General features: G+C 36.4%; 13 protein-coding genes. 4 read left to right on the forward strand and 9 right to left on the reverse strand.

All coding sequences use genetic code 11. From position 1 onward, the window contains the following. Positions 1-342: 342 nt before the first annotated feature. The 7 genes from hpf to C564_RS0109325 all read right to left on the reverse strand — a co-directional run bounded on the left by hpf (position 343) and on the right by C564_RS0109325 (position 7,532). Positions 343-885, reverse strand: coding sequence for a ribosome hibernation-promoting factor, HPF/YfiA family (gene hpf, locus C564_RS0109295; protein ID WP_003201824.1), 543 nt, complete (start codon positions 883-885; stop codon positions 343-345). Positions 886-1,552: 667 nt separating this feature from the next. Further along, complete coding sequence (gene cspC, locus C564_RS0109300; RefSeq protein ID WP_001162040.1) at positions 1,553-1,750, reverse strand: cold shock protein CspC; 198 nt, start codon at positions 1,748-1,750, stop codon at positions 1,553-1,555. A gap of 126 nt (positions 1,751-1,876) precedes the next feature. Beyond that, on the reverse strand, positions 1,877-2,581 hold the full coding sequence (locus C564_RS0109305) for a ComF family protein (protein WP_026008514.1): 705 nt from the start codon (positions 2,579-2,581) through the stop codon (positions 1,877-1,879). After that, a complete protein-coding gene (locus C564_RS0109310) occupies positions 2,581-3,927 on the reverse strand; it encodes a DEAD/DEAH box helicase (RefSeq protein ID WP_018765122.1) in 1,347 nt (448 codons plus the stop codon). The genes C564_RS0109305 and C564_RS0109310 overlap by 1 nt, the downstream gene beginning before the upstream one ends. A 517-nt stretch (positions 3,928-4,444) precedes the next feature. After that, positions 4,445-5,722 carry a C40 family peptidase gene (locus tag C564_RS0109315; RefSeq protein ID WP_018765123.1) on the reverse strand — a complete coding sequence of 426 codons (1,278 nt, stop codon included), beginning with the start codon at positions 5,720-5,722 and terminating at the stop codon, positions 4,445-4,447. A 274-nt stretch (positions 5,723-5,996) separates the two neighbouring features. Beyond that, complete coding sequence (locus C564_RS0109320) at positions 5,997-6,311, reverse strand: winged helix-turn-helix transcriptional regulator (RefSeq protein ID WP_016112543.1); 315 nt, start codon at positions 6,309-6,311, stop codon at positions 5,997-5,999. Positions 6,312-6,689: 378 nt separating this feature from the next. Next, complete coding sequence (locus C564_RS0109325) at positions 6,690-7,532, reverse strand: DegV family protein (RefSeq protein WP_018765125.1); 843 nt, start codon at positions 7,530-7,532, stop codon at positions 6,690-6,692. A gap of 240 nt (positions 7,533-7,772) precedes the next feature. Between C564_RS0109325 and C564_RS0109330 the strand changes: the two genes are divergently transcribed. Beyond that, the gene (locus C564_RS0109330) at positions 7,773-8,414 is read left to right on the forward strand and encodes a YigZ family protein (protein WP_018765126.1); all 642 of its coding nucleotides are present in this window, start codon (positions 7,773-7,775) and stop codon (positions 8,412-8,414) included. Between the two features lie 27 nt (positions 8,415-8,441). Beyond that, a complete protein-coding gene (locus tag C564_RS0109335; protein ID WP_018765127.1) occupies positions 8,442-9,542 on the forward strand; it encodes an LCP family protein in 1,101 nt (366 codons plus the stop codon). 69 nt (positions 9,543-9,611) lie between these two features. Here the strand turns inward: C564_RS0109335 and wecB are convergent, their stop codons facing one another. After that, positions 9,612-10,730, reverse strand: a complete 1,119-nt coding sequence (gene wecB, locus C564_RS0109340) for a non-hydrolyzing UDP-N-acetylglucosamine 2-epimerase (RefSeq protein ID WP_018765128.1) — start codon at positions 10,728-10,730, stop codon at positions 9,612-9,614. 270 nt (positions 10,731-11,000) lie between these two features. Next, positions 11,001-12,326: a UDP-glucose dehydrogenase family protein gene (locus C564_RS0109350; RefSeq protein WP_018765130.1), complete on the reverse strand. Its 1,326-nt coding sequence runs from the start codon at positions 12,324-12,326 to the stop codon at positions 11,001-11,003. Positions 12,327-12,970: 644 nt separating this feature from the next. Here C564_RS0109350 and C564_RS0109355 point away from each other — a divergent pair. Together C564_RS0109355 and C564_RS0109360 are read left to right on the forward strand one after the other, a co-directional pair. Further along, complete coding sequence (locus C564_RS0109355) at positions 12,971-14,041, forward strand: glycosyltransferase family 4 protein (RefSeq protein ID WP_003202041.1); 1,071 nt, start codon at positions 12,971-12,973, stop codon at positions 14,039-14,041. A gap of 199 nt (positions 14,042-14,240) precedes the next feature. Then, positions 14,241-14,975: a polysaccharide deacetylase family protein gene (locus tag C564_RS0109360; RefSeq protein ID WP_018765131.1), complete on the forward strand. Its 735-nt coding sequence runs from the start codon at positions 14,241-14,243 to the stop codon at positions 14,973-14,975. The last annotated feature ends 66 nt before the right edge of the window (positions 14,976-15,041 follow it).

Consider the following 15,041-nt stretch of genomic DNA (forward strand, 5'->3'; position numbering starts at 1 on the left):
GTTATAAAACGCAAATTTATTTTCTAGCATTTTCTCTCCTAATTAAAAAAACAAAAAAAGTATAAACCTAATGATAATTGTAACACTTGTTTTATAGCTATGACAACAACTGGCCAAACGCATAGCCTAAATTAGCTGAAATTTTGATTAATAGGCGTTTTATAGCGATTTCATCCTTTACTAAACTTCTTTGTTTCCTGTTCCATTCTGAGACAGCGGTATGTCTTTCCAAAAATAACAGAGTGAAAACTCAAAGACTTTCATATGTTTCATCAGTCTACACGTAAAACATTTTATAAACAATAAAAAAACGCAGCCTTTTACAGCTGCGTTCTTTACTTATTATTTTGTTTCAATTAATCCATATTTTCCATCTTTGCGGCCATAGACAACATTAGTTTCATTTGTATCCGCATTTGTGAAGACGAAGAAGTTATGACCTAACATATCCATTTGTAAAATGGCTTCTTCAACATCCATTGGTTTTAAATCAAATCGTTTTGTACGTACAAGCTCTAATTCATCCTCTTTCACTTCCTCCAACGTTGCCGCTGGCTCTGTAAGGATAAATGCAGTTTTCGGAGAGCCTTTTTCACGTAATTTACGATTTACTTTTGTTTTATGTTTACGAATTTGTCGCTCAACTTTATCAACCACTAAATCAATTGCAGCGTACATATCGCTATGAGTTTCTTCTGCACGAAGTAATAAATCTGTAAATGGGATTGTTACCTCGACACGTTGCTTGTCAGAGTATACTTTTAAATTAACTTTAACCTCTGGGAATGTATCAAAATAACGCTCTAATTTGCTAAGTTTTTTCTCTACATATTCCTTTAATGCTGGAGTTACTTCAATATTTTCACCACGAATGTTGAATTTCATAGATGAATTCCTCCTTTCAAGCCTATGTATACAATTTCGACAATGGCTTAAAAAATCCTGCTAACTTTTTTGAAAAAGTTAGGGAAATTGAAATTTTTTATCGTTTTTTGTTGAAAAGAAAAGATGCATCGTTTCTATTTACATTTTACCCTATTAACATCGTAAATAACGAATATAAGTATGGACAATTCGTTACAGAAAAGAAACAACTTTTTGACAACATTTTTATCATTTGAATGGAAAGACCGACCGAAAACACAACCATCTCTTTTAGGTGGGAGGGAGCATCCGCCCATGGCTAGTAGCGGGCAGGGACTTTTTTTAACCCCGTGCCATGTAAGAACACAAGGAGACAATGGGCGGAAGTCTCTGTTTGTTTTTCATAACCGTAATTTATGTGCCGTGAAATCAAATTAAAGTTATAAATTGAAAGAACCATATACAACCATTTCTTTTTGGTGAGAACGAGCGTCCGTCTTTGCATAAGAGTGGACAGGACTTTTTCCCCATGCCACGCAAAAAAAAAAAAAACAGAAGGGGACAATAGGTGAAAGTCTCCTTCTGTTCTTCATAGCCGCAATTTATATTTCGGAAGATCAAATTGAATATATATAAACCGTTGCCACAACCCCAGCTCTATGTTTCTCACAAAACTCTTCGTTCGAAATTATAATTTCACAACATTCGCTGCTTGTGGTCCACGCGCACCATCTACAATGTCAAATTCTACTTTTTGTCCCTCTTCTAACGACTTATACCCATCCTGTTGAATTGCAGAAAAATGAACAAAAACATCATCACCGTCCTCACGCTCGATAAACCCAAATCCTTTTTCTGCATTAAACCATTTTACTCTTCCTTGCATGTTCGTTCCATTCCCTTCACTCTAAAAATAAGGGCATTTACCCCATAATTTGACTATAACGAATGACAACATATCAAGTCAAAGAAGTCTTGTCGCCTTTTTATTGTATCTTTCGACATACATATATTACCCACGGCAAAGAGTAAGGCTAGAAATTTTTTGAGCACCTGCATCATACAGGCACTTTGCAACTTGCCTAACCGTAATTCCTGTCGTATACACATCATCAATGAGTAAAAGATGCTGCCCAATAAACATTTCTTCTTTGTGAAAATAAAAGGGATTCGCTACTGAAAGCCTCTCTATACGTTTCTTTTTACTTTGCTTTTCCGTGTCTTTTCTACTTAAAGATGTTTGTAGAAAACTAAGTGGTAAACAAGATGCTAACAATTCCGCTTGATTAAAACCACGCTCGTATTCTCGCTCCTTACTAAGCGGAATCGGAATCATCGCATGACAGTCTGAAAAACACTTACGAAATGTAGCTACAAAGTGCGCATAAAAAATACGAACAAGCTCAGCATCCCCACGAAATTTAAACTGAGCTAATACTTCCTTCATCCAATCATTATAGACGTACACAGATCGATTTTTTATAGGTAGAAAATTTCTCTCTTCCTGCCATCTTACGCAATCCTTGCAAAGGTTACCTTCTCTATACTCCTCTGACAGAGACTCAAATGGTCTGCCGCAGTCATCACAAATTTCTCCTATAATATAGGAAAGTTTCCGTTCACATCGCTCACATATACACCGCCTGTCAGACTGAATAAAAAAAGAATACCAGCTAACGCTTTCTGAAATAAAATCATGACAAAGTAGACAATGCATTAATGTATCAACCCTTCTTGCTTTGCCTTTTTATTCATAAATTGAATATGTTTTTTTGCGCGTATCATTGCTTCTGTTTTTCCATAATGAAAATAAAGAATATCACCATCTGGCCTGCGATGACTTCTGCCGGCCCTGCCAGCAATTTGTACAAGTGCACTTTCCGAAAAAATGACTTCTTCCGTCCCTAACACAGCTACTTGCAAATTCTCTACCGTCACGCCGCGTTCCAAAATCGTCGTTGTTACTAATAATGGGATATTTCCTTTTCGAAACGCAGCTACCTTTTCTTTTCGCTTTGGATCCTCCGCATGAACACCTTCAATGCGATCATCTATTTTTTTTAATAATACACTTACTTCATCAATATAACGTACATGAGGAACAAATAGAAAAATAGGAGATTGTTTAAGGAGATGATACTGTAGCCATTCAAAAACAACATGCGGGATTTCTTTTCGTTTTAGCGCCTTTTTCCAATTACCGCACCACCGGAACCTTGGAACTGGCAAAGGCTGACCATGATAACGCCCCGGAATGATTACACCTTTTTGTTTACCACTCCATAGCTTACGTTTCCATGTTTCTGCCGGGGTTGCAGTTAAATAAATTTGCGCAGCTCGCTCTTTACTCGCTTGCTCTACTGCATGATGAAGCATCTTGTCCATCGCATATGGAAAAGCATCAATTTCATCCACAATCATAACATCAAATGCTCTATAATAACGAAGCAACTGGTGCGTTGTAGAAACGATGAGTCTCGCTTCCTTTTCACGGTCCAAACTACCACCATATAACGCAGCAATCGGTACATCTGGAAAAACAGTTTGTAAACGGGGTGCGAGCTCTAACACCACATCAGTCCGCGGTGTTGCAATACAAACCCGCTCGCCTTTTCGTAAAGCTTCATCTATACCATAAAAAAGCATCTCTGTCTTACCAGCTCCGCATACTGCCCATATAAAAAAAGATTCTTTTCGGCGGACAGCTTCCGTTACGCCGCGCGCTGCTATTTCTTGTCCAGGTGATAGCTGTCCCTCCCACTGCAAAGGTTGTGACAAGGACTCGCTTTCTATATCACGAGTACCGCGAACAATTACTGTACATTCTCCCACTCGCCCCATCGTGATGCACTTTCGGCAATACGTGCACATTTGATTACACCTTTTACATAAAAACGAAGCAAATAACCGTTGCTCGCTATTTCCGCAGCGCTGACATACATAATGTGACGATTTCTTTATTACACCTCTTTCCAAAGAAATATCTCCTTGTCTTTCCAAACGCTCTAGTTCATCTTTCGAAAACGAAAGTTCTTCTCGTAGCATTTGTCTTCCTACTAGCATAGTAACGCCCCCTATATAAATCCATTTTGATTTTTCAGCATATAAGTCGCGGTTACGAAGAATAAAAGGTGACCGCTACTTGTTTTCTCTTTTGGTTTTAAACATGGCATGGGACTAAAAAAGGCACTTGACCGCTCCTATCCATAAGCGGATGCTCTCTCCCGTCTAAAAAGAAAGGTTTTATTTCATTTTTTCAATTTACACTTATATATCCATTTTAATTTTCTGGCATATAAGTCGCGGTTATGAAAACAAAAGAAGTTCTCCACTCATTTTCTCCTTCTGTTTTTACTTGGCATGGGGCTAAAAAAGGCACTGACCGCTCCTATCCATAAGCGGATACTCTCTCCCACCTAAAAGGAATGGTTTTATGTCGGTCTTTCTATGCGTATTCATATTTATATAGCTTTACTATAAGCCTTTCTCTTTCTCTCGTAAAAACTCAAAAAAGCCGATAACCTACTTTTAAAATAGTAAGCTATCGACTTTATACACATGTTTTATTTAGTTAAAAATCTTATAATCTACCGTAACCTAAGAAATGAGCTGTGTTATAACTGCTATTTACACTACCGTACGTAACACCAGTTGATTCATCAGCAGCGTGAATCATTTGACCATCACCAATGTAAATACCAACGTGTGATACGCCTGCTCTGTAAGTACCTTGTAAGAAGATAAGGTCACCTGGTTGCGCTTCAGATGCGCTAATTTTTTGTACAGATCCCCATAAACTTCTTGTATCTTGTTGTCCTAAACCATATACATAAGAAACTAATCCACTACAGTCAAAACCGCCATTTGACGGTGAAGAACTACCCCAAACATATTTCATACCAACTAAGCTTTTTGCTTTTCCAATTACACCTGTATCTGGAACTGGTTTTGAAACTGGTTTTGAAACTGGTTTTGGAGCAGGTGCTGGTGCTGGCTTAACATCTTCTTTCTTAGCTTGTTCACCATTATTTGCTGGTGCCGGTTGCTGAGCTTGTTGCTGAGCTTGCTCTGCTTGTTTCTTCGCAGCAGCTTCTTGTGCTGCTTTTTCTTGCGCTTCTTTTTCAGCTAGTTGTTGTAAGTATAATGCTTGCTTTTCAAGCTCTTTTAATTGACCCTCTGTGCTTGTCATGCTGTTTACAACTGTATCCATTTTACCGCTTAAATCGTTCACTGCTTCTTGTTTTTTCGCTTTTTCAGCATCAAGTTCTTTCTTTGCAGTTTCGATTTTTACTTGCGCTTCTTTTAATTCTTTTTGTTTTTCTTTTACCGTTTCAACATCTTTTTTCACAGTTGCTTGATCTTGTTGTTGTGTTGTCATGATATCTTCATCAGATTCAAGAATTTTCGAAACAGAAGTTAAACGATCTACTAAATCTGCAATGTTTTTAGAGTTTACAACAACTTCTGTTACAACGTTTGTATTTGGTTGCTCTTGAAGCGCTACTAAACGCTTTCTTAATAACTCTTCACGTTTTGCAATTTTCGTTTGTAAATCTGCAATGTTTTGATTTTTCTTCTCGATTAATGCTTGTGTTTCTCCAACTTTTTTCGTTGTTTCATCAAGTTTTGCTGCATTTTCTTGAACAGACGTATCTAAATCTTGAACCGTTTTATTTAAGTCATTCATTTGTTTTTGAAGCTCGTCACGTTCTTGTTGTTGTTTATGTAAAGTGTCATTTTGTGAGTTGATTTGTGTTTTTACATCCTCAATCTTTTCCGCAAATACATTTGGTGTTACCACTGAAAACATCATAAATCCTGCAGCCAATGCGCAAGATGCCATTTTTAGCTTTTTCATTTTGTTTTTACACCGCTTTCTTTTTTTCTTTTCCGTATATAATCTATTTAAATTTATACCATATTTCGGGAGATATTTTATCAATGTTACGATTTTGTAAAATAAATGTAATATTACGTTTGTAATTTCCTGACATTTTCCTTCTAATCCTGTATTTTCTTGTAGAATCTTAAGGGAATCGCGCTATTTTTTGTACAATTGTCATACATTTGTTATAAAAAAAACACAAGGAACACTCCTTGTGCTTTTTTCTCTCTATTCATCGAACAATCTATTATTTCACCCATTTTTCAGCCCAATTTTGGACTTCATTCATAACACTTTCTAATGCTTTTCCCTTGTCTGTTAATCCGTATTCGATTCTAACAGGTACTTCTGGATACACATTACGAACGACTACACCTTCGCTCTCTAATTCTTTTAAACGCTCTGACAACATACGATCACTCATATTTGGGATAATATCCGCAATTTCTCTAAATCGCTTCGGCTCTTCTAACAAAGATTTAATAATTAAACCCGTCCACTTTTTACTAAGAAGTGTAAAAGCCGACTCAAACTTTGGACATAAACAAGAATTATGCTCCATATGTTTCACCTCTCCTTTATTATAAAATAGTTTCTTATAAAAAGTAAGTAATAAAACTTTCCTTATTTTTATAAATGCATTTTGATTTCCCAACATATAAATTGCGACTATGAAGAACACAAGGAGACTCCCACTCATTTTCTCCTTCTGTTTTCACATGGAATAGGGCTAAAAAAGGCACTGTCCCTAAGCCCGATTGGCGAGGGCTAATAATCAGTGGGGGATGGAGCCCCCACTGATTAAAGTTTCACTTTATGTCGGTCTTTCAATCCGTATTTATATAAATTAAATTTTATCACTTCAAAATATTAACTTGTCAAATAGGCATACGTATATCCGTAAAAAACTCTCTACAAAAAGAGAGCTTTTACATTTTTATTATTTTGTATACCACCCTAGACCTAGTGATCCCTCTCCTAAGTGCGTTCCAATTACAGCACCAAAATAACTGATGCGGATTGTAACCTGAGGGTACTTTTCCTCTAATTCTTGCTGCCACTCTTTCGCTTCTTCTTCACGATTTGCATGAATGATAACAGCTTCCATCGGCATACCTTTACTCGCATGTTCATCGAAAATTTCAACGATACGCTTTAGTGCCTTTTTGCGTGTGCGAATTTTTTCAAACGGGATAATAACTTTATCTCTAAAATATAAAACTGGCTTTACTTGCAATAAGCTACCGATAAATGCTTGCGCGCTATTTAAACGGCCACCGCGTTGCAAATGATGGAGATCATCAACAACAAAATAAGCATCTATCGTTTGCTTCATTTCATCAAACCTAGCTAAAATCTCTTCTGGCGCCTTTCCTTCGCTTACCATTCTTGCACCTTCACGCACATAAAACCCTTGTACTTCACAACTAATTTCAGAATCATACGTATATACGTTTATCCCTTCGACCATTTGCCCAGCTGTCGTTGCTGTTTGATATGTACCGCTAATTCCGCTTGAAAGATGGATACAAATCACCGCATCGTATTCTTTTGCCAGTTCTTCAAATAGTTCCACAAATTTTCCAATTGCTGGTTGAGAAGTTTTTGGAAGTTCTTCATGTTCACGTACTTTTACATAAAAATCATCCGCTGTAATTTCTGCTTCTTCTTGATAAGAATTCGTTCCAAAAATCACATTTAATGGAATCATATGTATATTGAGTTCTTCACGAATATGCTTCGGTATATATGCTGTACTATCAGTAACAATAGCTGTTCTCATTTTCGTACCTGCCTTATAAAAAAGTTTTTATTTCCTAATTTTACACGAAAATAGGAAAAGGTGCATTAATGTATGAAAAATGCCGGGGTAAGATTATAATAAACACTTGGACAATTTACAACAAAAATATTAAATTTATAATAGAATTTGCTATTTTCCTACAAAAAATGTTTGAATCTGAAAACTCCCCCTTTTACAATAAAAAGTACTAGTAATCTTGAAAGGTAGGGGCGTATATCATTGTTATTACAATATTTAACAATCAAAGGCTACGGTGAGCACGAAATTGTCATTCAAAAGTCACGGTTTATTTGCTATATAAGTCGAGCGAAAACAGAAGAAGGAGCACAAGAATTTATTCAAAAGATAAAAAAGCAGCATTGGAACGCAACACACAACTGCTCAGCCTATTTAATTGGGGAGCAAGATCAAATTCAAAAGGCAAATGATGACGGTGAACCAAGCGGTACAGCTGGTGTACCTATGCTAGAAGTATTAAAAAAACGTGGATTGAAAGATACCGTTGTTGTTGTCACACGATATTTTGGCGGCATTAAACTTGGTGCCGGTGGTTTAATTCGTGCATATGGAAAATGTACAAGTGAAGGAATTAACTATGTAGGTGTTGTCGAACGAAAATTAATGCGAGTTATGAAGACAGAAATTGATTATACACTACTTGGAAAAATTGAAAATGAATTACGCCACTCAAAATATGCTATTAAAGAGATTCATTACCTAGAAAATGTGACATTTGACACTTATGTGGAAGAAGATCAAAAACAAACTTTCACAGAGTGGATGATTGAACTAACAAATGGGAAATGTACAATACAAGAAGATGACATGCTGTATTTAGAACAAGACATTGTGCAACAATAACATATATATATTAAAAGGAGTTTATGTATGGAAGAGCGTTATCATCATCTCCAGAAAAGAAGAGTGAAAAAAAAGCGCAGACGTAGATTGTTTATCTATCTCATTTTTATGTCCTTAATTGGTAGTGTAGGGCTTTACATGTTTAACTCTTACTCTTCACTCATGGAGATGTATAGTGGCTTTACTCGTGATAAATCAAAATTACGTACGCAAGATGTAGAAATTACAAAAGAACCTTTCAGCGTCCTTATTATGGGAATTGAAGATTATGCAACGGATGGACAAAATGGACGAACAGATTCTCTTATGTTCGCAACAATTAACCCAAAAACAAAAAATGTTTCACTCATGAGTATCCCGCGTGACTCACGTGTTACGATTGCTGGAAAAAATAAAAAAGATAAAATTAACGCGGCGCATGCTTACGGCGGAGAAAAAATGGCATTAGACACCGTCGAGAATTTTTTACGGGTGCCTGTTGACCACTACGTGAAAATTGATTTCAAAGGCTTTAAAGGAATCGTCGATGCCGTTGGTGGCATTACAGTCGATGTTCCATTTAATTTCGAGGAACGATCTGATATAGATTACTACAAGCTGATTCAATTTAAACAAGGACAACAAGAATTAAATGGCGAAGAAGCACTCGCTTATGTCCGTATGCGAAAGCAAGATCCAAATGGAGATTATGGCCGAGCTGCAAGACAACGACAAGTACTTGCCGCGGTTGTCCATAAACTAAATTCCGCTTCTACAGTCTTTAAGATTAAAGATTTAGCGGAGGTTGTTGGAAAATATGTAAAAACTGATATACCTGTATCCGATGGACTTGCCTTATATAATAAGTTATCTGGATTCGATCCTTCTAACATAAAAACGATTAAATTAGAAGGTGAAGATAAAAAACTAAATGATATCTATTACTTTATTCCGGATGAAATGAGCGTTCAAAATGTTCGTAATGAAATTTTGAAAAACTTAGGACAAGATAAAACAGACACGAATTCTACAACCAATACAAGTTCTAATTCTGATACGAATTCAACAAATTCATCTACTAAGAAAAAAGAACAGGAATCTCCGTCTACGAACGCTAACGCGGAATGGTTAATGCGAAATCATCAGTAGAGATTACTACTTAAAAGAAAGGAGCCGCTTCTTATATCAACAGATATGAGGAGCGGCTCTTTTTTCTACTTATTTTTTATTAAAATATTGTAAAATTGCTTCTACAATACGCTCTGAAGCAAGGCCATCACCATAAGGATTAGATGCTTGCGCCATTTTATCATGTGCTTCTTTATTAGATAATAATTCGTCTGCAAGTGTAAAGATTGTTTCTTCGTCTGTACCTGCTAATTTTAATGTACCTGCTTCAATACCTTCCGGACGTTCTGTCGTATCACGTAGAACAAGAACCGGTACGCCAAGAGAAGGTGCTTCCTCCTGCACACCACCAGAATCTGTTAACATTAAGTATGAACGTGCTGCAACGTTATGGAAATCAATTACATCTAGTGGTTCAATTAAGTGAATACGATTATGATCTCCTAAAATATCGTTAGCTGTTTCACGAACAACAGGATTCATATGAACTGGGTACACAACTTGTACATCTTCGTACTTTTCAACAAGGCGTTTAATTGCACGGAACATATTGCGCATTGGTTCACCTAAATTTTCACGACGATGTGCTGTCATAAGTACAAGTCGGTCATTTCCAAGCTTCTCTAGTACTGGATGACTATATTCTTCTTTCACTGTTGTTTTTAGTGCATCAATCGCTGTATTTCCTGTTACGAAAATACGTGCTTCATTTTTATTTTCTTGTTGCAAGTTCATTGCTGATTTTGCAGTAGGCGAGAAATGAAGATCTGCCATTACACCTGTTAATTGACGGTTCATTTCTTCCGGGTATGGAGAATATTTATCCCATGTACGAAGTCCAGCTTCAACATGGCCAACCGGAATTTGATTATAGAAAGCAGCAAGGCTCGCAATAAAAGTAGTTGTTGTATCACCATGTACAAGAACGATATGTGGCTTTGCTTCCTTCATTACTTTATCTAAGCCCTCTAAACCACGTGTTGTAATATCAATTAATGTTTGACGGTCTTTCATGATATTCAAATCAAAATCCGGCGTAATACCAAAGATATTCAATACTTGATCTAACATTTGGCGATGCTGTGCTGTCACTGCTACAATTGATTCAATTTTCTCAGGATGTTTTTGCAACTCTAACACAAGAGGTGCCATTTTAATCGCTTCTGGACGTGTTCCAAAAATCGTCATTACTTTTAAACGTTCAGTCATTTCAATGCCTCTTTTCTTTCACTAGTTACGATATATGAAAAACTAACATAAAACCTCCCCTTTTGAGTGGGAAAGAGCGTCCGGCTATGCATAGAAGCGATCAGACCCATTAGCTCCCATGCCATGTGAAAACAAACGGAGAAAACGAGTGGAAATCTCCTTTTATTTTCATAGCCGCAACTTATATACCAGCTAATCAACATGGATTTATATAGTATTGTTACACTCACCATTATATATTGAGAAGATAAAAGGACAAAAAAAGCGTTCTTAACAGACGGTAGAAACTTTCCTATTACGAATGCTCTTTCTGCCAACGGAATAGTAATCCATTCTATGTTTCTCAACATCTTTCCCAGTATAACAATTTCTCCCATCAAATAAAATAGGTTCACCCATAAGTTGCACATACCTTTCTAATGGATACGTTCGTATGCATTCCCAATCGGTTACAATAAACGCCGCGTCCACTTCTGTGATTGCCTCATCTAAATCAGTTGTATATTTTATTTCTTCTCCAAACAACTGCTGCACATGCAAAATAGCTTGCGGGTCGTATACAATTACATTTGCTCCCATCTCTAATAACTCTTTTATAATAAGAAGAGACGGTGCTTCCCTAATATCATCTGTATTCGGCTTAAAGGCTGCTCCTAACACCGCAACCTGCTTTCCCCTCATATCCATTACGCTTCTAGCTTTCCGAACAAGCAACATCTGTTGTTTGTTATTCACTTCAATTACTGCTTTTAACAATCTAAAATCATGCGCAACATTACCTGCAATTTGAACGAGAGCATTTGTATCTTTTGGGAAACATGAACCCCCATAACCGATACCTGCCTGTAAAAAATGGGGACCGATTCGCCGATCTATTCCCATGCCACCTGCTACTTCTAACACATCTGCGCCCACTTTCTCACATATATTAGAAATTTCATTTATGAAGCTAATTTTCGTAGCCAAAAAAGCATTTGAAGCATATTTAATCATCTCCGCACTGCGGATATCTGTAACAAACGTTTCAATTAACAGCTTACTGTATAGCCTCTCTACCTTCTGCGCGATTTCTTCTGTCTCCGCTCCTATGACGATGCGATCACCATGAAAAAAGTCATGTATACCAGAACCTTCACGTAAAAATTCCGGATTCGATACCATATGTATCATATGCCGCCCTTGTAGCTTCTCCTGAATCCATTCTTTCATTTGATCGTTCGTACCTACAGGAACCGTACTTTTTGTAACCACAATTATATCTGAATTGGCACACATACCAATTTCATAACAACTATTACGAATATATGTTAAATCTGCCGTTCCATCCGGTAAAGATGGTGTTCCTACTGCTACAAATATGAAATCTGAATGTTTAAATGCCTCTGTTTGACTTGATGTAAATGCTAATCGTTTTTCTTGGACTGCTGCATCTACTAATTGCCCCAGACCAGGTTCATAAATTGGCATTTCCCCTTGCTTCATTTTCGCTATTTTCCCTTGATTTATATCAAAACAAGTAACCGAATGACCTAATGTGGCTAATCCTACTCCAGTAATTAATCCTACATATCCAGTACCTATCACCGTAATTTTCATTAGATGTTCCGCCCAGAATACCTAAGATTATAGTTTAGATATTCTGGGCTTCCCCCTTTCATACTAAAACTGAATATATGTCGATGTCTTTAAGGCACTCTTTTTCCCGTACTAAGACATGAAGTTGTTGCTTTTAAATATATAAAAATGAGATAGCATGCAAGCCCTCACTCCCTATTATATGAGACACCTGCCCTTTCCTTTTTTAAGATTTTGTAAAATAACGCCCTCCAATTGGACATTTTTCTTTACAAACTGCTTTATTACTGGCTCATTTCATATTTCCATATTTTAACGCGAAACGTACGTATTTTAACGTGCAACACTTATAGTAAAGAGAATCGGTCACATCCTACCATCCCTACTAGGAACAGACTTATATGTAAATGTCATAAATCTGTACCACAATTTAAAAACTATGCAATACAAGTTAATGATAAGATATATTATAACCTTCTTGTGCGACATCGTATTTATTATAAACTTGTCATATATTTTATCTATTTCCAATTACAGTGAATAGAAAAAAAGATTGAATTCTAATCTTTTTGTGATACCATATGTTATGAGCCTGCAAACAATCATCATAATTTTCAGATAACTTGTTCGAAAAATTACGTTAAAATATAAAAGGTGGGGTATTAATGGACTCACAAGTGATTTATGCTGTTTTGGCATCTTTCATTACCGTATTAGTTGTTACTCCTTTCGTTATCAAATTAGCATTTAAGATTGGAGCAACTGATAAGCCAAACGCACGTAAAGTACACCAAAAAATTATGCCTCGTCTAGGTGGACTGGCAATTTTCATTGGTGTAGCCGTTGGGTTCTTTGTTAGTGGATTATATGAACAAAGAATGATGTCGATTACTATAGGTGCTGTTATCATTATCATCATCGGTATTTTAGATGATATGTACGAATTATCAGCAAAGGTAAAGTTCGGTGGACAACTGTTAGTTGCCGTACTTATTGTAAAAAGTGGATTATTAGTACAGGTGTTGTATATTCCAATCTTAGGAGATACTGAACTTGGTATCCTTGCATATCCAATTACAGTATTTTGGATTGTAGGTATTACAAATGCCATTAACTTAATTGATGGATTAGATGGATTATCCGCTGGGATTTCATCTATCGTCCTTGCAACATTAGCATATATGGCCTTTACTAGCCCTATGGGTACTGGTGCTGTTATTATTCTGCCACTAGCACTCATTGCACTTGCAAGTACACTTGGATTTTTATTCTATAACTTCCATCCAGCTAAAATTTTCATGGGAGACACAGGTGCATTATTTTTAGGATATTGTATTTCTGTTATATCGTTACTGGGATTATACAAAAGTGTAACGTTATTCAGTTTCCTTGTTCCTATTATCATTTTAGGTGTACCTATCTTTGATACCACATTTGCAATTATCAGACGAATTGTGAATAAAAAACCAATTTCTGCACCAGATAAATCGCATTTACATCATCGTCTATTGGCAATGGGCTTTTCTCATCGTACGACGGTACTTATCATTTACGCATTTGGTATTTTCTTTAGCGTAAATGCAATTATTTTCACTAGCGCAACATTGTGGTTATCCATTATCCTTCTGTTCGCTTTAATCTTCTTTACTGAAATCGTAGCAGAAGTAATTGGTCTTGTGCACGAACGTTACAAACCAATTATTTCCTTCTATAAAAAAGTAAAAAAACGCGAATAATAACTGTAGTATAGCCTTTATTAGTGTAAAATATTCAAATAGCACTCTTTCTTCTTAAGAAAGAGTGCTATTTTTTATTTCCAAAATATAGTTTGTTTGAGAGTTCTTCTATTGGAGAAAGATATACATGTAAAGAGGATAATGAGACTACAATCTTAACTCCTTCTCCATGACTGTTAGACTGAGGGTGAGTATTTTGATGAAGCAAACGTTTCAATGTATTATTATATTTTTAAGTATTACTACATGTTCGGTATCTTATACTGAAGCAGCCGCTAACTCCCCACTTACACATCAATCTACGATTCAGAACGCGGCCCTTCCGCCTAAAATTGCATACTTAACATTTGATGATGGGCCAAACAAATACACATCACAAATTTTAAACATCTTAAAGCAAAAGCAGGGAAAGGCAACCTTCTTTGTAATTGGTGGCAAGGCTTCACATTATCCACAAACAATGAAACGTTTCATACAAGAAGGTCATTATATCGGTCTTCATAGCATGTCTCATGACGTAAAGCGTTTATATACTGGTGATCCATCCGTTTTAATTACCGAAATGGAGCAGGCCCGCTCTATTGTCCGCCATATAGCAAATTTAGATACACACCTTGTTCGCGTTCCATATGGTAGTATGCCTTATTTAAAAAAGAATTATCGTGATGCACTTGTTTCCGCTCAGTACAAAATGTGGGATTGGACAATCGATACATATGACTGGAAAAGTTATCATAATCCTTCTGCTATATTAGAGCGTGTTATGAACCAAAGCGACGAACAAGTTGAAGTTATTTTAATGCATGATTCTAGCGTTACAGTGAAAATTCTTCCAAAGGTAATTGACTACCTTAAGGCGAAAGGATACACACTTCTTCCCTATAATCCTTCCTCTCATTCAGAAGTGAATTTCTGGAAGGACGCAAGATTGTAACAGCTTTAGTATATACTAGAGCTGTTTATTCTTTTTCTCTTCCCACACTTCCCATTTTTGTGTAAA

It is taken from the genome of Bacillus sp. 105MF, from assembly GCF_000374885.1.
Taxonomy (GTDB): Bacteria; Bacillota; Bacilli; order Bacillales; family Bacillaceae_G; genus Bacillus_A; species Bacillus_A pseudomycoides.